The sequence below is a fragment of the Leclercia sp. J807 genome (assembly GCF_009734465.1).
Classification (GTDB): Bacteria; Pseudomonadota; Gammaproteobacteria; order Enterobacterales; family Enterobacteriaceae; genus Enterobacter.
Genome location: NZ_CP046446.1, coordinates 1,395,736 through 1,422,267 on the forward strand (window position 1 = coordinate 1,395,736; position 26,532 = coordinate 1,422,267).

A 26,532-nucleotide genomic window follows, 5' to 3' on the forward strand; every position below is an offset into this window, starting at 1 on the left:
CTTTGGAGATGCCCCATGGCTCACCAGACTCGCTGGACAATGTCGCAAGTCACTGCATTATTTGAAAAACCCCTTCTTGAACTGCTGTTTGAAGCGCAGCAGATCCACCGTCAGCATTTCGATCCGCAGCAGATTCAGGTCAGTACGCTGCTGTCGATCAAGACCGGCGCCTGCCCGGAGGACTGTAAATACTGCCCGCAAAGTGCGCGCTACAAAACCGGCCTCGAATCCGAGCGGCTGATGGAGGTGGAGCAGGTGCTGGAGTCGGCCCGCCAGGCGAAAAACGCCGGTTCGACCCGCTTCTGCATGGGCGCGGCGTGGAAAAACCCGCACGAGCGCGACATGCCTTACCTCGAACAGATGGTGCAGGGCGTTAAGGCGATGGGCCTGGAGGCCTGCATGACCCTCGGCACGCTGGACGACAGCCAGGCGCAGCGCCTGGCCTCGGCGGGGCTGGATTATTACAACCACAACCTCGACACCTCCCCGGAGTTCTACGGCAACATCATCACCACCCGTACCTACCAGGAGCGCCTGGACACGCTGGATAAAGTGCGTGAGGCGGGCATTAAGGTCTGCTCGGGTGGCATCGTGGGCTTAGGCGAAACGGTCACCGATCGCGCCGGTCTGCTGTTGCAGTTGGCGAACCTGCCCACGCCGCCGGAAAGCGTGCCGATCAACATGCTGGTGAAGGTGAAGGGCACCCCGCTGGCCGATAACGACGACGTTGACGCCTTTGATTTCATCCGCACCATTGCGGTGGCGCGGGTGATGATGCCAACCTCCTATGTGCGCCTCTCGGCGGGCCGCGAGCAGATGAACGAGCAGACCCAGGCGATGTGCTTTATGGCCGGGGCCAACTCCATCTTCTACGGCTGCAAACTGCTCACCACCCCGAACCCGGAAGAGGACAAAGATGTCCAGCTGTTCCGCAAGCTGGGGCTAAATCCGCAGCAGACCGCGGTTCTCACTGGCGATAACGAACAGCAGCACCAGCTGGAACAGCAGCTTTTCAACGCCGATACCGACCAGTTCTATAACGCGGCGACGCTATGACCTGGCAGCAACGTATTGATGCCGCCCTCGATGCCCGTCGGGCGGCAGAGGCGCTGCGCGTGCGCACCCCGGTAGAAAACGGCGCAGGCCGTTTTCTCACCTGCGACCAGCGGCGCTACTCTAATTTTTCCAGCAACGACTATCTCGGCCTGAGCCAGCATCCGGCCCTTATCCGCGCCTGGCAACAGGGGGCGGAGCAGTATGGCGTGGGGAGCGGCGGCTCCGGCCATGTCAGCGGTTATACCCGCGCGCACCGGGCGCTGGAGGAGCAGCTTGCCGACTGGCTCGGCTACCCGCGGGCGCTGCTGTTTATCTCCGGCTTTGCTGCCAATCAGGCGCTGATTGCAGCCCTGACCGGCAAGGACGATCGCATCGTGGCCGACCGTTTAAGCCACGCCTCCCTGCTGGAAGCGGCCAGTCACAGCCCGGCCCAGCTCCGGCGCTTCGCCCATAACGATGCCGCTCAGCTCGCTTCGCTGCTGGATAAACCCTGCGAAGGCCAGCAGCTGGTGGTGACCGAGGGGATCTTCAGCATGGATGGCGACAGCGCCCCGCTGGTCGATATCCATGCGGCGGCCCGCCGTAAGGGGAGCTGGCTGCTGGTGGACGATGCCCACGGTATTGGCGTCACCGGGCCAGAAGGGCGCGGCAGTGCGGCACATCAGGGCGTCAAACCCGAGCTGCTGGTGGTGACTTTTGGCAAAGGCGTGGGTATCAGCGGCGCGGCGGTACTGTGTAGCGACCCGGTGGCCGACTACCTGTTGCAGTTTGCCCGCCATCTTATCTACAGCACCAGCATGCCCCCTGCCCAGGCGGTGGCATTACTGGCAGCCTTTAACCTTATTCGCAGCGAGGAAGGGGAGGCGCGGCGGCAACGGCTCTCGGCACTTATCAGCCAGTTCCGCGCAGGCGTGAGCGGCCTTCCGCTTGAGATCACCGCGTCGCAAAGCGCCATTCAGCCGCTGATTGTGGGTGAAAATGCGCGCGCCCTGCATCTGGCGCAGACCCTCAGAGAGAAGGGGATCTGGGTGACGGCCATTCGTCCGCCCACTGTACCGGCGGGCACGGCGCGCTTACGCCTGACTCTGACGGCGGCTCATGAAGCGGCAGACATCACCGCGTTACTGGAGGCGCTGCATGTCGGAAGTGAATAAACAAGCCATTGCCGCCGCCTTTGGCCGGGCGGCGCAAAGCTATTCCCGCCACGACGCGCTCCAGCGGCAAAGTGCCGACGGGCTGCGGGCGCTGCTCGCAGAAAACACCTTCCCCAGCGTGCTGGACGCTGGCTGTGGCCCGGGCAGCAACAGCCTCGCCTGGCGCAGAAGTGGCAGCGTGGTGACGGCGATGGATCTCAGCGCCCCGATGCTGGACGAAGCGCGCCGCAACCGGGCGGCCGACCACTATCTGCAGGCGGATATCGAAGCCATTCCGCTGGCGGATGCGCAGTTCAGCCTGGTCTGGAGCCATCTGGCGGTGCAGTGGTGCGCCAGCCTGCCGCAGGCGCTGGCGGAGCTCTGGCGCGTGGCGAAGCCCGGAGGCAGGGTGGCCTTTACCACGCTGCTGAACGGCTCCCTGCCGGAGCTGAAGCAGGCCTGGCAGGCGGTAGATACGCAGCCGCACACCAACCGCTTTCTGAGCCAGGAAGAGGTAAACAATGCCCTCGATGGCTGGCGGCACCGCTGTGCGGTCCAGACCGTCACGCTGCACTTTGACGATGCGCTCAGCGCCATGCACTCCCTGAAGGGGATCGGCGCCACCCATCTGCACGCCGGGCGGGCTGCCAGGCCCTTAACCCGGGGACAGCTGCAGGATCTGGCGCAGGCCTGGCCGCAGCGTGATGGCAAATACCCGCTTTCTTATCAACTTTTTCATGGGATTATCGAACGTGACTGAACGCTATTTTGTCACCGGCACCGACACCGAGGTCGGAAAAACCGTCGCCAGCACTGCCCTGCTACAGGCGGCGAGGGCGCTGGGGCGCAACACCGCCGGGTATAAGCCCGTGGCCTCGGGCAGCGAAATGACCGCGGAAGGGCTGCGTAACAGTGATGCGCTGGCGCTACAGCGCAACAGCAGCGTGGCGCTGAGCTACCCGGCGGTGAACCCTTACACCTTCGCCGAGCCCACCTCGCCGCATATTGTCAGCGCGGAAGAGCAGCGTCCCATCGAGTTTAGCGTGCTTTCAGCCGGGCTATGCGCGCTGGAAAGCCAGGCCGACTGGGTGCTGGTGGAAGGGGCGGGCGGCTGGTTTACGCCGCTCTCTCCGGAGCAGACCTTCGCCGACTGGGCGATCGCCGAGCGCCTGCCGGTGATCCTGGTGGTGGGGGTGAAGCTGGGCTGCATCAACCACGCCATGCTGACCGCCCTGGCGATCCGCCAGGCGGGGCTGCATTTTGCGGGCTGGGTGGCGAACGGGGTGGTGGCCCCCGGCAAACGTCATGGCGAATACATGACAACGCTGAAACGCGTACTGCCTGCACCGCTGCTGGGTGAGATCCCCTGGCTTGGCGAGCAGGCCGACACGGCGGATATCGGACGTTATCTTTCTCTCAGCGCACTGGCGCCGTCGGCCCCATCCAGTGGGCAATAAGCGGGTCATCCAGCTCGCTGACGCGGCCCTGGGCCACGTTTCGCCCGCGGTATAGCAGGCAGAAGCGCTCCGCCACCCGGCGGATCAGCGACAGGTGCTGCTCGGCCAGCAGCACCGTTAGCCCCAGTTCGCGGTTGAACCTGAGCAGCAGCTGCGCCAGCCTGATGCTAAACAGCGGGCTGGCGCCACGGCTGGGCTCGTCGAGGATCAGCAGGCGAGGGCGAGTGACCAGCGCGTTCGCCAGTGCCAGCTGGTACTGCTGATCGTCGTTCAGCCCTGACGCCCGCTGCTGGCGTAGCGGGTAAAGTTCCGGAAAGAACTCAAAAATTTCGCTACTCACCGACCCGCCCACACTCCCTTTTGCCATCCGCGCGATATGCAGGTTCTCTTCTACCGTCAGCTGGGAAAAAATTCGCCTGTCCTGTGGGACAAAGCCAATTTCGGTTCCCGGAAGCCACTCACAAGGCGAGGCTCCAGCGTCATGCCAGACCATCGTACCGCTGGCGATAGGCAGCAGGCCGGCAATGCAGTTTACGAGGGTGGTTTTCCCCATTCCGGGCAGCCCGACCACCCCGGTACAGACGCCGGGCGGCAGATCGAGGTCAACGTTCCACAGGGTGTGGCGATCCCCGTAATACTGATTAACGGCACGCAGGCTCAACATGGTCTTACTCCTTTTCAGACATCAGTGTCCCCTGATACTCTGCAAGACTCTTGCCACTGGCCAAAAAATAGCGTTTAAACCGCCTTTTTTCAGATTAGGCGCAAAAATAAGCGCTGCGAGAAGAGAGTAATGCACTGCGCCGGTGCCCCGTATGATTCACCTGGTGCAGGTACTATTTTGGTTAAAATGTGAACAATGTCTCACTGGTGGGTGAACGTTTTATTGTCATAAGATCGCCAAAATTGGGTCATAAAAATTTTTTACCGTCTCGCTGTAGGTAAAAACCGGGAATTAGCCGAGTCACGCTCCGTATGGGCTGGAGGCAGTTATCCACTATTCCTGTGGATAACCATGTGCATTAGAGTTAGAAAACGCGGGGTAAGCGAGAGAATACGCGGCCTGCGCCTGAATTGCTGCGAAACGCGTCTTTTTGAAAATAATAAATGAAATCAATGCGTTAAATAAAATCAATCTTTGTCATTAAACGGTCACGATAATGCGCTTAAGTTCGGCGTCTCGCCTTGACAAATGTTAAAAAATAAAAAGTTCTGGGGATAACCGTGCATTGATGGAATTTTATCCCGTCGCAGGCGAAATTTTGTGCAGCTTCGTTTGATTCTTGCCCTGGGTGGCACAAAACGTCGCGGTTGCCACTGTGTTTATGTCCAGTATAATTTACTGGCAAAAATAGCCATCAAGAGTAAAATTACTCACCTGCCGTATCAACCATCATCAGGTCGCCGTTCATGAGTAAACCGTTCAAACTGAATTCCGCTTTCCGTCCCTCCGGCGATCAGCCTGAAGCGATTCGCCGTCTGAAAGAGGGGCTGGAGGATGGGCTTGCGCACCAGACGCTGCTGGGGGTAACCGGGTCGGGTAAAACCTTCACCGTCGCTAATGTGATCGCCGATCTCCAGCGCCCCACAATGGTGCTCGCCCCGAACAAAACCCTGGCGGCGCAGCTCTACGGCGAGATGAAAGAGTTCTTCCCCGAGAATGCGGTGGAGTACTTCGTGTCGTACTACGACTACTATCAGCCGGAAGCCTACGTTCCCAGCTCGGACACCTTTATCGAGAAGGATGCCTCGGTGAACGAGCATATTGAGCAGATGCGTCTCTCCGCGACCAAGGCGCTGCTTGAGCGCCGTGATGTGGTGGTGGTGGCCTCGGTATCGGCCATCTACGGCCTCGGCGACCCGGATCTCTACCTGAAGATGATGCTGCACCTGACCGTGGGGATGATTATCGATCAGCGCGCCATTTTGCGTCGCCTGGCCGAGCTGCAGTACACCCGTAACGATCAGGCGTTCCAGCGCGGTACGTTCCGTGTGCGCGGTGAAGTGATCGACATTTTCCCGGCGGAGTCGGACGATTTCGCGCTGCGCGTCGAGCTTTTCGATGAAGAGGTGGAGCGGCTGTCGCTGTTCGACCCGCTGACCGGCCATGTGGAATCGACCATTCAGCGCTTCACGGTCTACCCGAAAACCCACTACGTCACCCCGCGCGAACGCATCGTGCAGGCGATGGAAGATATCAAAGTTGAGCTGGCGGATCGCCGCAGGGTGCTGTTAGAAAATAACAAGCTGCTGGAAGAGCAGCGTATCAGCCAGCGTACCCAGTTCGATCTCGAGATGATGAACGAGCTGGGCTACTGCTCCGGTATCGAAAACTACTCGCGCTATCTCTCTGGCCGTGGGCCGGGCGAAGCGCCGCCCACCCTGTTTGACTACCTGCCGGCGGATGGCCTGCTGGTGGTGGATGAATCCCACGTCACCATTCCGCAGATCGGCGGGATGTATCGTGGCGACCGGGCGCGTAAAGAGACCCTGGTGGAGTACGGCTTCCGCCTGCCGTCGGCGCTGGATAACCGTCCGATGAAGTTTGAAGAGTTCGAGGCGCTGGCGCCGCAAACCATCTACGTCTCCGCAACGCCAGGCAACTACGAGCTGGAGAAATCGGGCGACGAGGTGGTGGATCAGGTGGTGCGTCCGACCGGCCTGCTCGATCCGATTATTGAAGTGCGTCCGGTGGCTACCCAGGTGGATGACCTGCTCTCGGAGATCCGCGCCCGGTCGGCCATTAACGAGCGTGTGCTGGTGACGACCCTGACCAAGCGGATGGCGGAAGACCTGACCGAATACCTCGAAGAGCACGGTGAGAAGGTGCGCTATCTGCACTCGGATATCGACACTGTGGAGCGTATGGAGATTATCCGCGATCTGCGTCTTGGCGAGTTTGACGTGCTGGTGGGGATCAACCTGCTGCGTGAGGGGCTGGATATGCCAGAAGTGTCGCTGGTGGCGATTCTGGACGCCGACAAAGAGGGCTTCCTGCGTTCCGAGCGCTCGCTGATTCAGACCATTGGCCGTGCGGCGCGTAACGTTAACGGTAAAGCGATTCTCTACGGGGATAAGATCACCCCGTCGATGGCGAAAGCGATCGGCGAAACCGAACGCCGTCGCGAGAAGCAGCAGCGCTATAACGAAGAGCACGGGATCGTCCCGCAGGGGCTCAACAAGAAGGTGGTGGATATCCTGCAGCTTGGCCAGAATATCGCGAAAACCAAAACCAAGGGACGCGGCAAGTCGCGCTCACCGGTTGAGGCCGATACCGTGGCACTGACGCCGAAAGCGCTGCAGCAGCAAATCCACGAGCTGGAAGGGCAGATGATGCAGCACGCACAGAACCTGGAGTTCGAAGAGGCCGCGCAGATCCGCGACCAGCTGCACCAGCTGCGGGATTTATTCATCGCCGCATCGTAGTTTATGCCCGGTGGCGCTTACCGGCTCAACAACGGCACTCTGCCTGTAAGCCCGGTAAGCGAAGTGCCACCGGGCATTACAGGCCGTACAAGCTAACCCAACGCCTGAATCGCTCTCTCCAGCGCCACGCGCAGCAGATGCCGATCGTGGCGGTACTTGATGTCGCTTGCTTCGAGCGGCTCCTGCACCACCACCCGGCCCTCCATACCTGAGATATCCTCTTTCGGCCCGACCACTACCGCATCGACGATCTTTTTACCGACATACTGCTCCATCAGCGCCAGCTTTGCGGCCAGCGAAAGCCCGGCGGCGGCCGGACTGAGTTCGCGACCCAGATTGCCGATATAGACCACCGGGGCGGGCGTGCGCCGCAGCGCCTGGGCCAGCTCTTTAATCAGCAGGAGCGGCATCAGGCTGGTGTAAAAACTGCCGGGGCCGATGAGGATCAGATCCGCTTCACCAATCGCTTCTACTGCTTCGCGGGTGGCTGGGACAGTGGGGTAGAGCATCAGCTCTTTCGGCGGCAGGGCAAGCTGATCGATATTCACCTCGCCATACACTTCATGGTCGTTGCAGTCGATTGCCATCAAATCAACCGGAAGTTCGGACATGGGAATGAGAAAGGCGTCCACTTTAAGCAGATTGCGAATTAAATTGATCGCCTCCAGAGGCCGGACGCTGAGGTGATCCAGCGCCTTTAACATCAGATTTCCAAGGTTATGCCCGGAAAGTTCACCATTACCGGCAAAACGATACTCAAACATGGCCGAAGCCACGCTCGGTTCCGTGATAAGCTGATTTAAACAGTTGCGCATGTCTCCCCAGGCGATACCGCCTTCGGAGCGGCGGATGCGCCCGGTTGAGCCGCCATTATCGGTGGTCGTGACGATCCCTGTCAGGCGGGAGCCGAGCGATGACAGGGAGGACATGACCCGGCCCAGCCCGTGGCCTCCACCGAGAGCGACCACCCGGTCAAGATCCGCAAAAGTGCGATTGCGCATAAAAATTCCTTATTAAGACCAACATGTAAACAGTAACGCAACTACTCCTAAATGACGATGCTGCGACCCGCGCAAAATGACGTATATCAATGCAAAAATGTGATAATGACGTATTCTGAACCGAAATGGCACGATTAGCTCGTTATATACACATTTATATAGCGAAAGTCGACGATAGCGAAACTCGCTTTAACACGCTACTATCGACATAACCACGTTTTCATCATTGAAAACATACACTCTAGCCTTTGCGCCTGTGTCGACAGATATGGCGCTCTGGCCGTGGCGCTTTTGCCACCAGGGTACAGGAAGAAATGACTGTGCCTCCCGTATCAGGAAAGGTGTACATGGCTTCACAACTTACCGATGCATTCGCGCGTAAGTTTTTTTACCTGCGTTTGTCGATTACCGATGTGTGCAACTTCCGTTGCACCTACTGCCTGCCGGATGGCTATAAGCCCGGCAGCGTCACCAATAACGGCTTTCTCTCCGTGGATGAAGTGCGCCGCGTTACGCGCGCGTTTGCCGCCATGGGAACGGAGAAGGTCCGTCTTACCGGCGGCGAACCCTCGCTGCGCCGGGACTTCACCGATATCATCGCGGCGGTACGTGAAAACGACGCCATCCGCCAGATCGCGGTCACGACCAATGGCTATCGCCTGGCGCGCGATGTCGCGCAGTGGCGCGAAGCGGGGCTGACCGCCATCAACGTCAGCGTCGACAGTCTGGATGCCCGCCAGTTTCATGCCATCACCGGACAGGATAAATTCCACCAGGTGATGGACGGTATCGACGCAGCCTTTGCGGCCGGCTTCGACAAGGTGAAGGTCAACACCGTGCTGATGCGCGATGTGAACCATCATCAGCTGGATACCTTCCTGGCGTGGATCAAACCCCGCCGCATTCAGTTGCGCTTCATTGAGCTGATGGAAACCGGCGAGGGCAGCGACCTCTTCTCCCGCCATCACATCTCCGGCATGGTATTGCGCGATGAGCTGCTCAAACGCGGCTGGATCCACCAGCTTCGCCAGCGCAGCGACGGCCCGGCGCAGGTCTTTTGTCACCCCGACTACGAAGGGGAGATTGGCCTTATCATGCCGTATGAAAAAGATTTCTGTGCCAGCTGTAACCGCCTGCGCGTCTCGTCGGTGGGCAAGCTGCACCTCTGCCTGTTTGGCGACGGCGGCGTCGACCTGCGCGATCTGCTGGCCGATGATGCGCAGCAGGCGGCGCTGGAAGCACGCATTTCTGAGGCGCTGATGCACAAAAAACAGACCCACTTCCTGCATCAGGGCAACACCGGGATCACCCAGAACCTGTCATACATTGGCGGGTAATCGCTACAAGGAACCAGAAGATGAGTCAGGTAAGCGCTGAATTTATCCCGACGCGTATTGCTATTCTTACCGTTTCTGAACGCCGCGGCGAAGAGGATGACACCTCCGGCCACTGGCTGCGCGATGCGGCCCACGAGGCGGGGCATCAGATCGTCGACAAGGCTATCGTCAAGGAGAACCGCTACGCCATTCGCGCGGAAGTGTCGCGCTGGGTCGCCAGCGATAACGTGCAGGTAGTGCTGATCACCGGCGGCACCGGGTTTACCGCGGGCGATCAGGCTCCGGAAGCGCTGCTGCCACTGTTCGATCGCGAGATAGAAGGCTTCGGCGAGGTGTTCCGTATGCTCTCGTTTGAAGAGATTGGCACCTCCACCCTGCAGTCGCGCGCCGTGGCCGGGATCGCCAACAACACGGTGATTTTCGCCATGCCAGGCTCCACGAAAGCCTGCCGCACCGCGTGGGAAAACATCATTGCCCCGCAGCTCGATGCCCGCACGCGTCCATGTAATTTCCATCCTCATCTGAAGAAGTAAGCTATGTCGCAACTGACCCACATTAACGCCGCAGGCGAAGCGCATATGGTGGATGTCTCCGCCAAGGCGGAAACCGTGCGTGAGGCGCGCGCGGAAGCGTTCGTCACCATGCTTCCCGATACGCTGGCAATGATCCTTGACGGTAGCCACCACAAAGGGGACGTCTTCGCTACGGCGCGGATCGCCGGGATCCAGGCGGCGAAACGCACCTGGGATCTTATCCCGCTGTGCCACCCGTTGATGCTCAGCAAAGTGGAGGTGAACCTGAGGGCCGAGCCGGAGCATAACCGGGTGCGCATTGAGTCATTGTGCCGCCTGACGGGTAAGACCGGCGTGGAGATGGAAGCCTTGACCGCCGCGTCCGTGGCGGCGTTAACCATCTACGACATGTGCAAAGCGGTGCAGAAAGATATGGTCATCGGCCCGGTTCGCCTGCTGGCGAAAAGCGGCGGTAAATCAGGTGATTTCAGGGCACAAGAGAATGATTAAAGTACTGTTTTTTGCGCAGGTGCGCGAGCTGGTGAATACCGACAGCCTGACGCTGGATATTCAGGTCGATACCGTGGAAGCGCTGCGGGCGCATCTGGCGGCGCAGAGCGACCGCTGGGCGCTGGCGCTGGACGCGAGCAAACTGCTGGCGGCGGTGAATCAGACGCTGGTGGAGTTCACGCATCCGGTCAAACCGGGCGATGAGGTGGCCTTCTTCCCACCGGTGACCGGGGGCTGAGATGAGTGACACCAAAATCCTGGTTGAACAGGCGCGTTTTAACGTCGGCACGGAGTATAACTGGCTGGCGGAGCGTGACGAAGATGGCGCGGTGGTCACCTTCACCGGCAAGGTGCGTAACCATAATCTGGGCGACAGCGTGAAGGCGCTGACCCTTGAGCACTATCCTGGCATGACGGAAAAAGCGCTGGCGGAGATCGTTGAACAGGCGCGTCAGCGCTGGCCGCTCGGCCGCGTGACCGTGATCCACCGCATCGGCGAGATGTGGCCGGGGGAGGAGATCGTCTTTGTCGGCGTCACCAGCGCCCATCGCGGCAGCGCCTTTGCGGCGGGTGAGTTTATTATGGATTATCTGAAAACCCGCGCCCCGTTCTGGAAGCGCGAAGCGACCCCGGAGGGCGATCGCTGGGTCGAGTCCCGCGACAGCGACAAGGGAGCCGCCAACCGCTGGTAGCCGGATTGCCGGGATGTGTTAGGCTTTAACAGTGTGTCCACTTAAAAAGGAGTGTGTTATGGACAGATTTCCCCGTTCCGATTCCATCGTGCAGCAGAGCCGTACCGGGCTGCAAACCTACATGGCCCAGGTTTATGGCTGGATGACCTGCGGCCTGCTGCTCACCGCGTTTGTCGCGTGGTTCTCAGCAAACACGCCTGCGGTGATGATGTTTGTCTTCTCCAGCAAAATCACCTTTTTTGGCCTGATCATCGCCCAGCTGGCGCTGGTGTTTGTCCTCTCCGGGCTGGTGCATAAGCTCAGTGCCGGGATGGCCACCACGCTGTTTATGCTCTATTCGGCGCTGACCGGCCTGACGCTCTCCAGTATTTTTCTCGTCTACACCTACTCCTCCATCGCCAGCACCTTTGTGGTGGCCGGCGGGATGTTTGGTGCGATGAGCCTTTACGGCTACACCACCAAACGCGACCTGAGCGGCTTTGGCAACATGCTGTTTATGGCGCTGATTGGTATCGTGCTGGCATCGCTGGTGAACTTCTGGCTGAAGAGTGAAGCGCTGATGTGGGCGGTGACCTATATCGGGGTGATTGTCTTTGTCGGGCTGACGGCCTATGACACCCAGAAGCTGAAAAACATTGGCGAGCAGATTGACGTGCGCGACAGCTCAAATCTGCGTAAATACTCCATTCTCGGGGCGCTGACGCTCTATCTGGACTTCATCAACCTGTTCCTGATGCTGCTGCGCATCTTCGGTAACCGTCGTTAAGTAATCTGCCCGGCGGCGCTTCGCTTGCCGGGCCTACAACACCGTAGGCCGGGTAAGCGCAGCGCCACCCGGCCAATCCCGCCATTACTTCGCCATCTGTTGTTCGTTTTTGGCCCGCAACTTCTTCGCCCGGCTCTCCAGCACCAGATAACAGACCGTCGCCAGCCCCAGAGGCAGGAAATAATAGAGCATACGATAGGCCAGCAGGGCGGCGATGATGGTGCCGTGAGAGACATGCTCTCCCGCTAACAGCGCGATAAACACCGCTTCCAGCACCCCAATCCCGGCAGGGATATGGACAATCACCCCGGCGATACTGCTCACCAGCAGCACACCCAGCACGAAGAAGTAGTTGATATCTTCACCCATCAGAAGCCAGATAATGGCCCCCATCGCCATCCAGTTGGCGGCGGAAATGCCCATCTGCGCCAGCGCAAAACGCCAGGAGGGAAGTACCAGCTTTTGCTTTTTGATGGTCACATGGCGCCGCTTAGCGAACGCACAGGCCCACAGGTAGAACGCAATCACCAGCAGCAGTACGATGCCAATAATTCGCAGCGTCGACTGATCGATATACCAGTGAGCGGGCAACTGCACCACGCCCGCGGTGAAGATTACCCCGCCCAGCAGGACGTAACCCAGCCAGTTGGTAGTAATGCTCAGGGAGAAGATGCGGGTGATGGTGCTGCTGGGTAGCCCCAGACGGGAGTAAAGGCGGTAACGCATCCCGATGCCGCCCACCCAGGTACTCAGGGTCAGGTTAAAGGCGTAGCAGATAAACGACACCAGCATAACCTGGCGCTTGGCCAGCTTATGCCCGCAGTAGACTCGCCCCAGCAGGTCGTAACAGCCATACAGCAGGAAGCTCAGTATCACCAGCGCCACGGCGCCCATCAGCGATACACGGTCGTAGTCGCGGATGACCTTCCACACCTCGCCCCAGTCGACCTTTTTGGCGTAAATCACCAGCAACACTGCAACGGCTATAAAAAATACCCAGGTGAGGATCTTTTTTGCCAGACGCCAGCGCGAATGTTTTTTGCTCATCAGGGTTTTACCCCCGTGTTGCTCGCTTCAACGCGATCCTGAGTCTCCATCTCGGGTTGTACCGGCGGGGGGACCTGCGCCAGTTTAGGCGTATGCGCAGGCAACCAGCCGACCAGCGCCGGGAAATGGCGCAGGAAGTGGAACACCACCACGCTTTTGCCCAGATTCCACCAGGTCCGTTTCGGCACCATCGACTCATCCACCCGGACGCAATCCTCGGCGATAATGGCGGTGAGATTGTCACGCAGGGTCTGGTTAAACTCGCGATCGTGAATAATCAGGTTGGCCTCCAGGTTCAGCGACAGGCTAAGGGGATCGAGGTTGCTGGAGCCGACAGTTACCCAGTGATCGTCCATCAGCGCGACCTTGCCGTGCAGCGGACGACGGCGGTATTCGTAAATCTCGACGCCGCCTTTCACCAGATAGTTGTAGAGCAGGCGGGCACCCACGGTCACAATGGGCATATCCGGCTCGCCCTGCACAATGAGCTTAACCCGCACGCCGCGCCGGGCTGCGTTACGCATGGCGTGCAGCAGGCGATAGCCCGGGAAGAAGTAGGCGTTGGCGATAATCACCTCCCGACGGGCGTTGGTCAGCATCTTGAGATAGTGCCGCTCAATATCGTCCCGGTGCTCTTCGTTATCGCGCCAGACAAACAGCGCCTGCGCTTCACCTGGTTTGGTATTCTCTTCGGCGCGATGACGCCGCTTCCACCAGCGACGCACTGCAGCTTTGCCGGGGAGGTTTTCCACGACAAACTGCAAAATATCCTGTACCACCGGGCCTTCGACCTGGACGGCATAATCCTGTTTGGCTTCAGGACCGTAGTCCGACATATGTTCCGCGGAGTAGTTAATCCCGCCCACAAAGGCCACCTGATCATCCACCACCACAATTTTACGGTGCATGCGGCGGAAGACGTTGGTGCGCATTCCCAGCAGTGGCGGGCGTGGATCGTAATAGCGGAATACCACGCCTGCTGAGGTGAGTTCCCCCACGAACTCATCGCTGAGGTCGGGGGAGCCGTAGCCGTCCAGCAGCACTTCGATATGCACCCCGCGCTGGGCCGCCCGCAGGATCACCGAATGCAGTTTTCGCCCCACGTTGTCTTCAAACCAGATAAAGGTTTCAAGCAGTACCCGGCTTTGTGCTTTCTCGATGGCGGCAAATACCGCCGGGTAATATTGATCGCCATTTTCCAGCAGCTTTATCCGGTTGCCGCTTTGCCATGAACATTTCATAGATGAATCTCCGCACTTAACGGCGCATGGTCGGAAAGGTGACGCCAGTTGCTCAGGGCCAGCGCGGTAGGGCTGCTGGCGTGAGCGTTTTTGACATAGATCCTGTCCAGACGCAGCAGCGGGAATCTCACCGGGAAGGTACGGGCGGGCCTGCCGTGGGCAAGGGTGAAGATCTCTTCTAACCCGGCCCCCGTTTTCAGCGGATGGTTGGCGCGCTGGCGCCAGTCGTTAAAATCACCGGCGACCACCACCGGTTCCCCTTCTGGCAGGCCATTGACCCACTCGGTCATCATCTGCAGCTGCGCCTGGCGGTGAGCTTCGCGCAGGCCAAGGTGGACCGAGGCCACATGCAGCGGTCTGGTCAGCTCCGGGATCGCGACACGGCAGTAAAGCAGCCCACGTTTTTCACTCTCGCCCACCGAGACATCGTGATTTTCATAGTGTTCGATAGGGTAGCGGGAGAGAACGGCATTGCCGTGATGCCCCTCGGGATAGACGGCATTACGCCCGTAAGCGTAGTCGCTCCACATGGTGTCGGCGAGAAATTCGTAGTGGCTGGTATCCGGCCAGTTTTCCACATGCAAAGGATGGACTTCATGCGCGCCCATCACCTCCTGCAGGCAGACGATATCCGCGCTGACGGTTCGTACAGCGTCACGCAGTTCGGGCAGAATGAAACGGCGGTTAAAAGCCGCGAATCCTTTATGAATATTGATTGTTAACACTTTAAGCGAAAAATGCCGGGTTTGTTGGGCCATACACTCCTTCCCGCGTCACTATCCTGATGAAAATAAAGTGTAGTCGTCGTCACAAAAAGGTGCTGTGTTACGGAATTTTCCGTAAAGTGCGATAGTCTGAACAGGCAGAGTAAAATCCTTCAGGAGAGTGCCATGAAGTGGCAACAACGCATACGCGTCGCAACCGGCCTGAGTTGCTGGCAGATTATGTTGCATTTATTGGTGGTGGCCGTGCTGGTGATGGCCTGGATGAGCGGTACCCTGGTGCGGGTCGGCTTAGGATTATGCGTGCTGTACGGCGTGACTGTCCTGTTGATGCTCTTTTTACAGCGTCATCATGAAGCGCGCTGGCGCGAAGTGGCGGATGTGCTCGAAGAGCTCACCACCACCTGGTATTTTGGCGCGGCACTGATTGTGCTGTGGCTGTTGTCCCGCGTGCTGCAAAACAACTTTTTGCTGGCTGTCGCAGGGCTGGCTATCCTTGCTGGGCCCGCGGTCGTTTCACTGTTAACCAAAGACAAAAAGCTACGCGATATTCCGCCTAAACATCGCGTACGCCACTGAACCCGTCACGGCCGCTATCACCAGTAGCGGCCACAAACTCCCCCAGACAATATCCAGACTCGCATCCTTGAGATAGATCTGCTTGGTGATATCGGTAAAGTGCCGGATCGGATTCACCCAGGTTAAGTTCTGCAGCCAGACCGGCATGTTCTCCACCGGCGAGACATAGCCCGAGAGCAAAATGGCGGGCATCATAAAGACGAACACCCCGATAAACGCCTGCTGCTGGGTCGAGCAGAGCGCCGAGATCAGCAGACCAAACCCCACCAGCGACAGCCCGTAAATCACCATTGTGAAGTAAAAGAGCAGAAGCGATCCGGCAAAGGGGATGTGATAGGCCCAGATGCCAATCGCCAGCACAATGCTGGCCTGGAAAGTGGCGACAATCAGCGCCGGGACCGCCTTGCCGACAAAGATTTGCCAGGTCGCCAGCGGGGAGACCACCAGCTGATCGAAGGTGCCCTGTTCGCGTTCGCGGGCTACCGACAGGGAGGTGACGATCATCACCCCGATGGTGGTGATCATGGCGATCAGCGACGGCACCACAAACCATTTGTAGTCGAGGTTCGGGTTATACCAGTTGCGCACCACCAGCTCGCTGTTGTTCGGTTTCGGTTTGCCCGCCATCAGCTCCTGCTGGTAATCCTTCACTACCTGTTGCAGGTAGTTGGCGGCGATTTGCGCGCTGTTGGAGTTACGCCCGTCGAGGATGAGCTGCATAGGGGCGGTTTGCAGGGTGTCGAGGTTACGGGAAAAATCGGCCGGGAAGCGCACCAGCAAGAGCGCCTTTTGCGTGTCGATGGTGGGTTGTATTTCCTGTGGGCTGTTAAGGATGAGCACGTGGGTAAAGGCTTTGGCGCGGGCGAAGCGCTGGGTCAGCTCCACCGAATGTTTGCCGTTATCTTCGTTATAGACAGCGATCGTGGCGTTGGTTACCTCCAGGGTGGCTGCCCAGGGGAAGAGCAGCACCTGGATCAGCACCGGCAGAATTAATATCGCCCGGGTCTGCGGCTCGCGCAGCAGGGATTGCAGCTCTTTGCGAATCAATGTCCATAAACGGTGAAACATAATCACTCCTCAAAACGCCGGGCGGCACTACGTTTGCCTGGCCTACAAGACCCGTAGGCCCGGTAAGCGTAGCGCCACCGGGCGAAACCTAATCTAATCGCCGTTTGGTTTTCATCCACGTCAGGCCGATAAACATCACCGCCGAGGCAATCAAAAACAGCAGGTTCACCATCAGCACCACCGGAATATTGCCCGCCAGGAACAGGCTTTGCAGGGTGCTGACGAAATAACGTGCCGGGATGATATAGGTCACCGCGCGGATCACCGCCGGCATACTGTCGATCTGGAAAATAAACCCGGATAGCATTATCGACGGCAAAAACGCGGCATTCAGCGCCACCTGGGCGGCATTAAACTGGTTGCGGGTGACGGTGGAGATAAGCAGCCCCATCCCCAGCGTGCTGAGCAGGAACAGGCTGGTGATAGCGAACAGCACCAGCAGCGAGCCGCGATACGGCACGCCGAGAATAAATACGGACACCAACATGCAGAGCAGCATCGCCAGCATCCCGAGGAAGTAGTAGGGGATCAGCTTGCACAGCAGCAGTTCCGTGCGCGTCACTTCGGTGGAGAGCAGCGCCTCCATGGTGCCGCGCTCCCACTCACGGGCAATCACCAGCGAGGTCAGAATGGCGCCGATCACCGTCATGATAATGGTCACCGCGCCAGGAATAATAAAGTGCTGGCTGATGGCCGCTGGGTTAAACCAGTAGCGGGTCTGGACGTCAATCAGCGGCTCAAACGTCTCGCCGCGATCGTCCGCCCGCTGCATCTGCCACAGCTGCCAGATCCCCTCTGAGTAGCCCTGCACAAAGTTGGCGGTATTGGGCTCGCTGCCGTCGGTGATCACCTGGATCGGGGCGGTGTCGTTCGGGCGCGCCATGCGGGCGGCAAAATCCACCGGAATGACAATAATCCCGCGAATGCGCCCGGCCTGCATCATCTGGGTGAGCTTATGGCGATCGTCACTGATGGTGGCGTCGATGTAGGGCGAGCCGGTCAGGGTATGGGTGAAGTCGAGCGCCTCTTCGCTGTGCTGCTCCAGCAGGATCCCCACCCGCAGCTTGCTGGAGTCGAGGTTTATGCCGTAGCCGAAGATAAAGAGCAGCAGCAGGGGGATCACCACCGCAATCAGCCAGCTGCTCGGATCGCGCACAATCTGCCGCGTCTCTTTGATGCACAGGGCGCGGACCCGACGCCAGGAGAGGGCTTTGTCAGACATGGCCATGCTCCTTATCCCAGTCGTTAATGAGCGTGATAAACGCCTGTTCCATGGTGGGATCGGGCTGCTGCGCGTCCGCCACCTGAGCTTTCAGATCGTCGGGTGTGCCGTGAGCAATCAGCTTGCCGCGATAGACCAGCCCAATCCGGTCGCAATACTCCGCCTCATCCATAAAGTGAGTGGTCACCATCACCGTGACCCCTTTTTCCACCATGCTGTTGATATGCAGCCAGAACTCACGGCGGGTGAGGGGATCGACCCCGGAGGTGGGCTCATCAAGAAACAGAATGTCCGGCTCATGCATCAGGGAGCAAGCCAGCGCCAGCCGCTGTTTGAACCCGAGCGGCAGCGCGTCGGTGGCCTGGCTGGCGATGCTGCTCAAACCAAAGGCCTCGCTCATGCGGGCAATCTTTTCACTCTGCGCTCGCCCGCGCAGGCCGTAGACGCCGGAGAAAAAGCGCAGGTTTTGCTCAACCGTCAGGTTGCCGTAGAGCGAGAACTTTTGCGCCATATATCCCAGATGCTGGCGCGCTTTGCCGGAGCTGACCTTCAGATCCATATCCAGCACCAGCGCTTTGCCGGCGGTGGGCACCAGCAGGCCGCACATCATTTTAAAGGTGGTGGATTTACCCGCGCCGTTGGGGCCCAGCAGGCCGAAGATTTCGCCGCGTTTTACCGTAAAGTTCACATTGTCGGTAGCGGCAAAGTCACCGAACTTTTTGGTCAGAGATTTGGCCTCGATCACCGTCTCGCCGGGGGTGCCTTCCACAGTATGCAGGATCGCCCCCAGCGGCGATTCGGCGGTGCCTGCGCCGCCGAGCAGATCGATAAAGGCATCTTCAAACCGCGGCGCAGTCTCATCAATCGCCAGATCCGGCAGATCCGCGTTTTGGCGTAGATCGTCGGCGCTGGCCTCTTTTTTGAGGATCACCCGCACCGATTTCCCCTGGATCATGCCGTCGCTCACCTGGGGCAGCTTCAGCACCCGTTGCAGCAGGCGGCGGTTATTCTCATGAGGGGAGTGCAGCAGCACGCTGCGCCCGGTCATGCTCCGGGTCAGGGCTGTGGGATCGCCCTGATAGAGCAACTCCCCTTCGTTCATCAGCAGCACGTCGCGGCACTGCTCCGCTTCGTCGAGATAGGAGGTGCTCCAGAGGATTAACATTCCGTCCCCCGCCAGCTCGTGCACCATCTGCCAAAGCTCGCGGCGGGAGATGGGGTCGACGCCAACGCCGGGCTCGTCCAGCAGCAGCACCTTCGGTTGCCCCACCAGCGTACAGGCCAGCCCCAGCTTCTGCTTCATGCCGCCGGAGAGCTTGCCCGCCAGCCGGTCGGTGAAGGGGCCGAGCGACGTAAAATCAAGCAGGCGCTGAAAGGTTTTCTCCCGCGTCTCGCCGGTGACGCTGCGCAGGTCGGCATACAGGGTCAGGTTCTCCATCACCGTCAGATCTTCATACAGACCAAACTTCTGCGGCATATAGCCCAGCATCGCATGCAGGGCGCGATCGTCGCGAACCGGGTCCAGCCCCAGCACGCTGGCGCTGCCTTCGTCGGGCTTCAGCAGGCCGGCAAGCATCCGCATCAGGGTGGTTTTGCCCGCGCCGTCCGGGCCGACCAGCCCGGTGACGTAACCTTTATGCACCGTGCAGTCGAGCGGCGCGACGGCGGGTTTGTCCATCCCGGCAAAGCGTTTGACCAGACCGGAGAGCTGGATCACCGCATCACTCATGGGCTTGCCCATTGTCGAAGCTGACGGTTACCGGCATCCCCTGGCGCAGGGCATCGTCGGCATCGTTCACGATAATGCGCAGGCGATAGACCAGATCGGTACGCAGGTCCGGGGTTTCGACGGTTTTTGGCGTAAATTCCGCGGTCGGGGAGACAAAGCCGATTTTCCCGTGGTACGGCCTGTCGGGACGACTGTCGGTATAGAGCAGCACTTCGCGCCCCGGTTTCGCCTCGCCGAGACTGGCTTCATTGACGTAAGCCCGCACCCACACCGGACGCGTCAGGGAGAGGGTCAGCACCGTACTGCCCGCGTTCAGCATGCTGCCGGGCTCGACGGCGCGGGTCAGCAGCGTGCCGTTAGCCGGGGCCACCAGGGTAGTGTCGTGCAGATCCAGCTGCGCCTGTGCCAGCTGGGCCTGGGCCTGTTCGAGGCTGGCTTTTGCCTGGGCGATATCCTGCTCGCGGTTGCCGGAGCGGTACTGGCGCAACTTATCCTGGGAGGATTTCAGCGTCGCCAGAGCCTGATCCCGCGAGGAACGGGCGTTCTCCAGATCGTTGGCCGACACGGTGCGGCTTTTCCACAGCCCTTGCTGACGGACAAAGAAGTTCTGGGCATAGTCATAGGCGGCCTGCGCCTGTTTAACGGCGGCGGCGGCCTGGGCGACCTCTTCGTCACGATAGCCCGCCTGCATTAAGTCGTATTGCGCCTGTGCCACGGCAACGCCCGCCTGGGCCTGCAACAGCGCGTTCTGGTAGGGGGCTTTGTCCAGCGTGCCCAGCGTCTGACCAGCGGTAATGGCATCGCCTTCATCCACGCTCAGGGAGGCCAGCCGTCCGCCGACGCGAAAGCTCATGTTCACGGTGCGGATATCGACGTTACCGTACAGGGTCAGCGTTTTATCCTGCTGGCTCTGATACCACAGCCAGCCGCCGATACCGGCTGCCAGCACAACCACCACAGCCACAATAATGGCGACAGGTTTTTTCATGACTCCAGGCTCCTTTGCGTTAAGCCCTGCAGGATCAAATCGACATGACAGGTGATGACCTGACTGATTTGCAGCGCTTTATCCTCATCGAATTCGGTCCAGCCGGTGCGTAACAGAATGGTTTCACGCCCCAGGCGAAAGGCGAGCACTTCGCCCAGCAGGGCATGGGTATGCAAAATGGTCTGCGTATCAAGAGGGTCACGCCCGGTATAAGCCGCCACCAGCCGGGTCAGATGGGAGTGCATCGGGGCGATAACCTGATCGTGGACCAGCTGGTAAGCGGCAGAGGGCGAGAGTTGCTCGCGTGAAATAAACTTACTCAGGTTCAGCGTATCGTCATGCGTCAGCAGCTGAATCATATTGTTGCAGGCGGTTAAGATCAGGCCACGAATGGCGGCGCGATCCGGTGACGGCTCGGCAAGCAGGGCGGTGGCTTCCTCCACGTGGGGGCGAAACTGGGTGCCAATGAAGTCGGCGATCCACTGGGCGCAGGCGAGGTAGAGATCCTCTTTCGAGCCAAAATAGTAGGTGATGGCGGCGATATTTTGCCCGGCTTGCGCAGCGATATCGCGGGTGGTGGCATGCAGCCCATATTCGCCAAACTGCGCCAGCGCGGCAGCGATTAACTGGCTTTTAGCCTGCTCACCTTTGGTGGTGGTCGGGATCGGATTCATAGCGGCACACAAAATTAATCAATCGATTGATTAAGAGTATGACTGTTTTTTGAGCGTGTCCAGTTTTCTTGCCGGTATCCGGCTTGTTTAATAGCGTAAATGCAGCCCCCGACGGGATATTTATGCGCTGTATCACAAAAGCTGCTACACTCCGCTGCTTCGCGACACCGTGGTTTTTGTCCTTTCATTTGTTATATCTCCCTGAAAACTACACCTGAAAATGGTCGGGGCGGTTCGGAGTTGTTATGTCTTTTGATACCCTTGGCCTGAACCCGGAAATTCTGCGCGCTGTAGCGGAGCAGGGTTACCGCGAACCGACCCCTATTCAGCAGCAGGCCATTCCCGCTGTACTGGCAGGCCGCGATCTGATGGCCAGCGCCCAGACCGGGACCGGTAAAACCGCTGGCTTTACCCTGCCGCTGCTGCAACGCCTGATCTCAAGCGAACCGCACGCCAAAGGCCGTCGCCCGGTGCGCGCCCTGATCCTGACCCCAACCCGTGAACTGGCCGCCCAGGTGGGTGAGAACGTGCGTGAGTACAGCCGCTATCTCAACATCCGCTCGCTGGTGGTGTTTGGCGGGGTGAGCATCAACCCGCAGATGATGAAACTGCGCGGCGGCGTGGACGTGCTGATCGCCACCCCGGGCCGTCTGCTCGACCTGGAACACCAGAACGCCGTTAAGCTCGACAGCGTGGAGATCCTGGTGCTCGACGAAGCCGACCGCATGCTGGACATGGGCTTTATCCATGATATTCGTCGCGTGCTGGCAAAATTGCCGGCCCGTCGTCAGAACCTGCTCTTCTCCGCCACCTTCTCCGACGAGATCAAAGGTCTGGCGGAAAAGCTGCTGCACAATCCGCTGGAAGTGGAAGTGGCGCGTCGCAACACCGCTTCCGAACAGGTGACCCAGCACGTTCACTTTGTTGATAAAAAGCGCAAGCGCGAACTGCTCTCCCAGATGATTGGCGAAGGGAACTGGCAGCAGGTGCTGGTCTTCACCCGTACCAAGCACGGGGCGAACCACCTGGCGGAACAGCTGAACAAAGACGGCATCCGCAGTGCGGCCATCCACGGTAACAAGAGCCAGGGGGCTCGTACCCGCGCGCTGGCCGATTTCAAATCTGGTGATATCCGCGTACTGGTGGCAACCGACATCGCCGCCCGCGGCCTGGATATTGAAGAGCTGCCGCACGTGGTGAACTACGAGCTGCCGAACGTTCCGGAAGATTATGTCCACCGTATCGGCCGTACCGGTCGCGCGGCGGCAACGGGCGAAGCGCTGTCTCTGGTCTGTGTGGATGAGCACAAGCTGCTGCGCGACATCGAACGCCTGCTGAAAAAAGAGATCCCGCGTATCGCCCTCGAGGGCTATGAGGTAGATCCGTCCATCAAAGCTGAGCCGATCCAGAACGGGCGTCAGGGCGGACGTGGTCAGGGTGGTGGACGCGGGCAGGGCGGCGGTGGCCGTGGTCAGCAGCAGCCGCGCCGTAGCGAAGGCGGCGCGCCGAAAGCGGCCAGCAAGCCACCGCGTCGCGATGGCGACGCGAAACCGGCAGGTGAAGGCCAGCGCCGACGCCGTCCGCGCAAACCTGCCAGCGCGCAGTAATCTGGAAGCCCGGTCGTAAAGCCGGGCTTTTCTTTTGCGGCCCGCTTAAGAAAGTGCCACAATAGTGGCTGTTTATACAGTATTTCAGGTTCATCATGGCTTTAACCGCCGCGCTGAAAGCGCAAATTGCCGCCTGGTATAAGGCGCTACAACAGCAGATCCCCGACTTCATTCCCCGCGCACCGCAACGGCAGATGATTGCCGATGTGGCAAAAACGCTGGCCGGTGACGAGGGTCGACATCTGGCAATTGAAGCCCCGACCGGCGTCGGTAAAACCCTCTCCTACCTGATCCCCGGCATCGCTATCGCCCGGGAAGAACAAAAGACGCTGGTGGTCAGTACCGCCAACGTCGCCCTGCAGGATCAGATCTACAGCAAAGACCTGCCCCTGCTGCGCAAAATTATTCCCGAGCTGCGCTTCACTGCCGCCTTTGGTCGCGGGCGCTATGTCTGCCCGCGCAACTTAACCGCCCTTGCCAGCACCGAGCCCACCCAGCAGGATCTGCTGGCCTTTCTCGATGACGAGCTGACCCCTAACAATAAAGCTGAGCAGGAGCAGTGCGCCCGCCTTAAAGCCGATCTCGATAGCTATAAATGGGATGGCCTGCGGGATCACACCGATCAGGCGCTCAGCGACGATCTGTGGCGCAGACTCAGTACCGATAAGGCCAGCTGTCTGAACCGCAACTGCCACTACTATCGCGAATGCCCGTTCTTTGTCGCCCGCCGTGAAATTCAGGAGGCCGAAGTGGTGGTCGCCAACCACGCGCTGGTAATGGCGGCGATGGAGAGCGAAGCGGTGCTGCCGGATCCTAAAAATCTGCTGCTGGTGCTGGATGAGGGCCATCACCTGCCGGACGTCGCCCGCGACGCGCTGGAGATGAGCGCCGAGATAACTGCCCCCTGGTTCCGCCTGCAGCTCGATCTGTTCTGCAAGCTGGTGGCGACCTGCATGGATCAGTTCCGGCCGAAAACCATTCCGCCGCTGGCGGTTGCGGAGCGCCTCAGCGAGCACTGTGAAACCATCTACACCCATATCGCCTCCCTGAACAGCATCCTCAATCTCTATCTGCCACCCGGCCAGGAGGCAGAGCACCGCTTTGAGATGGGCACGCTGCCGGAGGATATCATGGATCTTTGCCGCGAGCTGGCGCAGCTTATCGAGAAACTGCGCGGGCTGGCGGAGCTGTTTTTAAACGATCTCAGTGAGAAAACGGGCACCCATGACGTGGTGCGTGTGCACCGGGTGCTGCTGCAGATGAACCGCGCCCTGGGCATGTTCGAGGGGCAGAGCAAGCTGTGGCGGCTGGCGTCGATGGCCCAGGCCTCCGGCGCGCCGGTCACCAAGTGGGCAACGCGGGAAGTCAGGGAGGGGCAGGTGCATCTCTTCTTCCACTGCGCGGGCATTCGCGTCAGCGATCAGCTGGAAAAGCTGCTCTGGCGCAGCGTTCCGCATGTGGTGGTGACCTCCGCCACGCTGCGCTCGCTGAACAGTTTCTCCCGCCTGCAGGAGATGAGCGGTCTGAAGGAGAAGGCGGGCGATCGCTTTGTGGCCCTCGACTCGCCGTTCAACCACTGCGAGCAGGGCAAGCTGGTGATCCCGCGTATGCACTATGAGCCGCTGATCGACAACGAAGAACAGCACCTGGCCGAAATGGCGGCCTACTTCCGCGAACAGCTGGAAAGCAAAAAGTATCCCGGCATGCTGGTGCTGTTCGCTAGCGCCCGGGCAATGAACCTCTTTTTAACCTTTGTCACCGACCTGCGCCTGTTGTTGCTGGTGCAGGGGGATCAGCCCCGTTACCGGCTGGTGGAGCTGCACCGTAAACGTATCGATGCCGGAGAGCGCAGCGTGCTGGTGGGGCTCCAGTCCTTTGCCGAAGGGCTGGATCTGAAGGGCGATTACCTGACTCAGGTGCATATCCATAAGATCGCCTTCCCGCCCATCGACAGCCCGGTGGTGCTCACCGAGGGCGAGTGGCTGAAAAGCCTGAACCGCTTCCCGTTTGAGGTGCAGAGTCTGCCCGCGGCGTCGTTCAACCTGATCCAGCAGGTCGGGCGTCTGATCCGCAGCCACAGCTGCTGGGGCGAGGTGGTGATCTACGATAAGCGGCTGCTGACCAAAAATTACGGTAAGCGGTTACTGAATGCCCTGCCGGTCTTTCCTATCGAACAACCTGAGGTTCCCGAAGTAAAAAAACGCCCGGCCAAGATTGCCGCCGGGCGCAGGAAAAGCATCCGTGCTAAGGGGCGCGGTCCTACTGGTAAGTGAAGGTAAACAGCACCGTGCTTGAAAACTCCCCCGCGTGGACCGGAACGTACGAGGCGTAATAGCGTGCCGCCATCGGGAAATCGGCGGTGTGGGTGATTGGGTCAATTACCGCATTGAAGCGCGCTTCCGGCGCCAGAATGATCGAGTCGGTGCGGTCGGCCAGCTCCAGCGCCAGCCCTCTCGCCGTACCGGTGTTGGCGAACTTGAACGGGTGGAGCGTGTCGCGCTTCCCCTCCAGGTTGATGGTTGCCAGAGTCAGGCTTTGTGGACAGTGCGAGAGGGTGATATCAAAATTCTTCCACACGCCGACATCCCCCGGCGCTTTAAAATCACTGGCCACCGCCTGGCCGAGATCGACCACTTTATTCTGGCTGGTGCTGTCCACTTCACAGGCAGTGTCGTAAATATTGCCTTTGATGCTGAGGAGCACGTCGGTGGCTGAGACGGGCAGGCTGGCCAGCAGCACGAGCAGGGCTACATATTTCATCGGGATCTCACTGGTATTCAATGTCGATTGTGGCAATGGTATTGGCTCTTCCGGCGGTCGCCTGAGCGCCAGTCTGGTAGTACTGCACCTGGAAGGGCAGGTCGAAAGGCTGGTTGGGAATGGTCTGGTCGCCAAAGGGGATCGGGTAGTCGTAGCGTAACACCACCCCGCCGAGGGTCATTCTTACGCCCACCCCGCTGGCACTGTCGGGGCCTGGCGTCAGGTTCAGAACATCATTGCCATCGCTGATCGTCGTCGCGCCATTTGGGCTGGTGATCCGGGCCGTCATGGTGACAGTATCAGAACAGATCGCCGTTAGATTGAACGCTTTCCAACTGCTGAAACTGCCGCGATGGGTAAAGCCGCTCAACGGAAAATCCCCCAGCGTAACGACCAGACTTTTCGGATCCACTGAACAGGTGGTGGCCTTCAGCGCCAGGTTGCCGCCATAGCGCACGGCGTTCAACTGACCCAGCTGTTGATCGGGATAGATGCCCAGTGACCAGATGCCGTTATGCACCGTGGTTGACGCCAGCTCTCCAGTTTTGCTTGCGGTTTTGATCAGCTGCATCGTCAGCGATACGTTGAAGCTGCCGGAGCCATCGCTGCTGACGTACCCCAGGGGCGTACTTCGGCTGTCACAGTGGGCGGTGCGGCCCTGCACCGGCTGGCCGGCGCTGTTCAGCAGTTCAATGCCAACCCCCTCGATACCGCTGCGATAGACCCCCGGCATCCCCGGTATTTCATCGCCTTCGCCCAGATGGCAGGCGGTGATTGGCTTACCGCTGTCGGCGGCGTCACAGTGGCCTTTCACCGTGTGCGTACGGGCGGAGCCCGGGATGGCATTGCCCACCCCGAGCGTAGCGGGCACCGTCAGCGTACCCGGCGTGGCCGTCCAGGGCAGATCTGCGGTAGAGCAGGCCGCTTTGGCCTGCGGCATAAACAGAAACAGGGTGGCAAACAGGGCCAGTACACAGCCGTAACGGAAGGGTTTCATCTTTTCCT

26 protein-coding genes and 1 riboswitch are annotated in these 26,532 nt (G+C 59.6%); of the genes, 14 read left to right on the plus strand and 12 right to left on the minus strand.

Going from position 1 to position 26,532, the window contains the following annotated elements; all coding sequences use genetic code 11:
• Nucleotides 1-15: 15 nt before the first annotated feature.
• From bioB to bioD, 4 genes are read left to right on the plus strand one after another with little or no spacing between them, the layout of a single operon-like run.
• Entirely contained in the window at nucleotides 16-1,056 is a 1,041-nt protein-coding gene (gene bioB, locus GNG26_RS06490; protein ID WP_103823529.1) for a biotin synthase BioB, read from the plus strand.
• Nucleotides 1,053-2,210, plus strand: coding sequence for an 8-amino-7-oxononanoate synthase (bioF, locus tag GNG26_RS06495; RefSeq protein ID WP_156238166.1), 1,158 nt, complete (start codon nucleotides 1,053-1,055; stop codon nucleotides 2,208-2,210). The genes bioB and bioF overlap by 4 nt, the downstream gene beginning before the upstream one ends.
• Complete coding sequence (bioC, locus tag GNG26_RS06500; RefSeq protein ID WP_156238169.1) at nucleotides 2,194-2,949, plus strand: malonyl-ACP O-methyltransferase BioC; 756 nt, start codon at nucleotides 2,194-2,196, stop codon at nucleotides 2,947-2,949. Before bioF ends, bioC begins: the two co-directional genes overlap by 17 nt.
• Nucleotides 2,942-3,646 (plus strand): dethiobiotin synthase, encoded by a 705-nt coding sequence (gene bioD, locus GNG26_RS06505; RefSeq protein WP_197080135.1) that lies wholly within the window; start codon nucleotides 2,942-2,944, stop codon nucleotides 3,644-3,646. The genes bioC and bioD overlap by 8 nt, the downstream gene beginning before the upstream one ends.
• On the opposite strand, the gene GNG26_RS06510 is transcribed toward bioD, so the two are convergent.
• Nucleotides 3,606-4,310: an ABC transporter ATP-binding protein gene (locus GNG26_RS06510; RefSeq protein WP_103823525.1), complete on the minus strand. Its 705-nt coding sequence runs from the start codon at nucleotides 4,308-4,310 to the stop codon at nucleotides 3,606-3,608. The two genes, bioD and GNG26_RS06510, sit on opposite strands and share 41 nt — an antisense overlap.
• A 746-nt stretch (nucleotides 4,311-5,056) precedes the next feature.
• Here GNG26_RS06510 and uvrB point away from each other — a divergent pair.
• The gene (gene uvrB / locus GNG26_RS06515) at nucleotides 5,057-7,072 is read left to right on the plus strand and encodes an excinuclease ABC subunit UvrB (RefSeq protein ID WP_156238175.1); all 2,016 of its coding nucleotides are present in this window, start codon (nucleotides 5,057-5,059) and stop codon (nucleotides 7,070-7,072) included.
• A gap of 92 nt (nucleotides 7,073-7,164) precedes the next feature.
• Here uvrB and yvcK read toward each other — a convergent pair whose 3' ends face one another.
• Nucleotides 7,165-8,073: a uridine diphosphate-N-acetylglucosamine-binding protein YvcK gene (yvcK, locus tag GNG26_RS06520; RefSeq protein ID WP_103178763.1), complete on the minus strand. Its 909-nt coding sequence runs from the start codon at nucleotides 8,071-8,073 to the stop codon at nucleotides 7,165-7,167.
• Between the two features lie 225 nt (nucleotides 8,074-8,298).
• Nucleotides 8,299-8,433: riboswitch (molybdenum cofactor riboswitch) on the plus strand.
• On the opposite strand from yvcK, the gene moaA reads away from it, so the two are divergent.
• The 6 genes from moaA (at nucleotide 8,421) to GNG26_RS06550 (ending at nucleotide 11,890) form a co-directional block, all read left to right on the plus strand.
• Complete coding sequence (gene moaA, locus GNG26_RS06525) at nucleotides 8,421-9,410, plus strand: GTP 3',8-cyclase MoaA (RefSeq protein ID WP_156238178.1); 990 nt, start codon at nucleotides 8,421-8,423, stop codon at nucleotides 9,408-9,410. (Overlaps the previous riboswitch by 13 nt.)
• Nucleotides 9,411-9,430: 20 nt before the next feature.
• Nucleotides 9,431-9,943: a molybdenum cofactor biosynthesis protein B gene (gene moaB, locus GNG26_RS06530; RefSeq protein WP_156238181.1), complete on the plus strand. Its 513-nt coding sequence runs from the start codon at nucleotides 9,431-9,433 to the stop codon at nucleotides 9,941-9,943.
• 3 nt (nucleotides 9,944-9,946) lie between these two features.
• Entirely contained in the window at nucleotides 9,947-10,432 is a 486-nt protein-coding gene (gene moaC, locus GNG26_RS06535; protein WP_156238184.1) for a cyclic pyranopterin monophosphate synthase MoaC, read from the plus strand.
• Nucleotides 10,425-10,670, plus strand: coding sequence for a molybdopterin synthase sulfur carrier subunit (gene moaD, locus GNG26_RS06540; RefSeq protein WP_156238187.1), 246 nt, complete (start codon nucleotides 10,425-10,427; stop codon nucleotides 10,668-10,670). The genes moaC and moaD overlap by 8 nt, the downstream gene beginning before the upstream one ends.
• A 1-nt stretch (nucleotide 10,671) precedes the next feature.
• Entirely contained in the window at nucleotides 10,672-11,124 is a 453-nt protein-coding gene (gene moaE / locus GNG26_RS06545; protein ID WP_156238190.1) for a molybdopterin synthase catalytic subunit MoaE, read from the plus strand.
• Between the two features lie 58 nt (nucleotides 11,125-11,182).
• On the plus strand, nucleotides 11,183-11,890 hold the full coding sequence (locus GNG26_RS06550; protein ID WP_103178769.1) for a Bax inhibitor-1/YccA family protein: 708 nt from the start codon (nucleotides 11,183-11,185) through the stop codon (nucleotides 11,888-11,890).
• Nucleotides 11,891-11,974: 84 nt separating this feature from the next.
• Here GNG26_RS06550 and GNG26_RS06555 read toward each other — a convergent pair whose 3' ends face one another.
• The 3 genes from GNG26_RS06555 to GNG26_RS06565 are packed head-to-tail and all read right to left on the minus strand — an operon-like array spanning nucleotide 11,975 to nucleotide 14,936.
• Nucleotides 11,975-12,937, minus strand: a complete 963-nt coding sequence (locus GNG26_RS06555) for a YbhN family protein (protein WP_156238193.1) — start codon at nucleotides 12,935-12,937, stop codon at nucleotides 11,975-11,977.
• Nucleotides 12,937-14,178, minus strand: a complete 1,242-nt coding sequence (gene clsB / locus GNG26_RS06560) for a cardiolipin synthase ClsB (protein WP_103178771.1) — start codon at nucleotides 14,176-14,178, stop codon at nucleotides 12,937-12,939. The genes GNG26_RS06555 and clsB overlap by 1 nt, the downstream gene beginning before the upstream one ends.
• Nucleotides 14,175-14,936 carry an endonuclease/exonuclease/phosphatase family protein gene (locus GNG26_RS06565; RefSeq protein WP_114387620.1) on the minus strand — a complete coding sequence of 254 codons (762 nt, stop codon included), beginning with the start codon at nucleotides 14,934-14,936 and terminating at the stop codon, nucleotides 14,175-14,177. Before GNG26_RS06565 ends, clsB begins: the two co-directional genes overlap by 4 nt.
• Nucleotides 14,937-15,068: 132 nt before the next feature.
• On the opposite strand from GNG26_RS06565, the gene GNG26_RS06570 reads away from it, so the two are divergent.
• Nucleotides 15,069-15,479 carry a YbhQ family protein gene (locus GNG26_RS06570; RefSeq protein WP_156238196.1) on the plus strand — a complete coding sequence of 137 codons (411 nt, stop codon included), beginning with the start codon at nucleotides 15,069-15,071 and terminating at the stop codon, nucleotides 15,477-15,479.
• Here GNG26_RS06570 and GNG26_RS06575 read toward each other — a convergent pair.
• The 5 genes from GNG26_RS06575 to cecR form a co-directional block, all read right to left on the minus strand.
• Nucleotides 15,441-16,547, minus strand: coding sequence for an ABC transporter permease (locus tag GNG26_RS06575; protein ID WP_114315571.1), 1,107 nt, complete (start codon nucleotides 16,545-16,547; stop codon nucleotides 15,441-15,443). The genes GNG26_RS06570 and GNG26_RS06575 overlap by 39 nt on opposite strands.
• 88 nt (nucleotides 16,548-16,635) lie before the next feature.
• Entirely contained in the window at nucleotides 16,636-17,769 is a 1,134-nt protein-coding gene (locus tag GNG26_RS06580) for an ABC transporter permease (RefSeq protein WP_156238199.1), read from the minus strand.
• Nucleotides 17,762-19,498: an ATP-binding cassette domain-containing protein gene (locus GNG26_RS06585; RefSeq protein ID WP_156238201.1), complete on the minus strand. Its 1,737-nt coding sequence runs from the start codon at nucleotides 19,496-19,498 to the stop codon at nucleotides 17,762-17,764. The genes GNG26_RS06580 and GNG26_RS06585 overlap by 8 nt, the downstream gene beginning before the upstream one ends.
• Nucleotides 19,491-20,486 carry a secretion protein HlyD gene (gene hlyD, locus GNG26_RS06590; RefSeq protein ID WP_156238203.1) on the minus strand — a complete coding sequence of 332 codons (996 nt, stop codon included), beginning with the start codon at nucleotides 20,484-20,486 and terminating at the stop codon, nucleotides 19,491-19,493. The genes GNG26_RS06585 and hlyD overlap by 8 nt, the downstream gene beginning before the upstream one ends.
• Nucleotides 20,483-21,160: a transcriptional regulator CecR gene (gene cecR, locus GNG26_RS06595; protein ID WP_114315569.1), complete on the minus strand. Its 678-nt coding sequence runs from the start codon at nucleotides 21,158-21,160 to the stop codon at nucleotides 20,483-20,485. Before cecR ends, hlyD begins: the two co-directional genes overlap by 4 nt.
• 245 nt (nucleotides 21,161-21,405) lie before the next feature.
• On the opposite strand from cecR, the gene rhlE reads away from it, so the two are divergent.
• Nucleotides 21,406-22,767, plus strand: coding sequence for an ATP-dependent RNA helicase RhlE (gene rhlE / locus GNG26_RS06600; RefSeq protein ID WP_156238205.1), 1,362 nt, complete (start codon nucleotides 21,406-21,408; stop codon nucleotides 22,765-22,767).
• A gap of 95 nt (nucleotides 22,768-22,862) precedes the next feature.
• Nucleotides 22,863-25,040: an ATP-dependent DNA helicase DinG gene (gene dinG / locus GNG26_RS06605; RefSeq protein ID WP_156238207.1), complete on the plus strand. Its 2,178-nt coding sequence runs from the start codon at nucleotides 22,863-22,865 to the stop codon at nucleotides 25,038-25,040.
• On the opposite strand, the gene GNG26_RS06610 is transcribed toward dinG, so the two are convergent.
• Both GNG26_RS06610 and GNG26_RS06615 read right to left on the minus strand, forming a co-directional pair.
• Complete coding sequence (locus tag GNG26_RS06610) at nucleotides 25,027-25,527, minus strand: fimbrial protein (RefSeq protein WP_114317125.1); 501 nt, start codon at nucleotides 25,525-25,527, stop codon at nucleotides 25,027-25,029. The genes dinG and GNG26_RS06610 overlap by 14 nt on opposite strands.
• Nucleotides 25,528-25,534: 7 nt before the next feature.
• Entirely contained in the window at nucleotides 25,535-26,524 is a 990-nt protein-coding gene (locus GNG26_RS06615; protein WP_114387617.1) for a fimbrial protein, read from the minus strand.
• Between the last annotated feature and the right edge of the window lie 8 nt (nucleotides 26,525-26,532).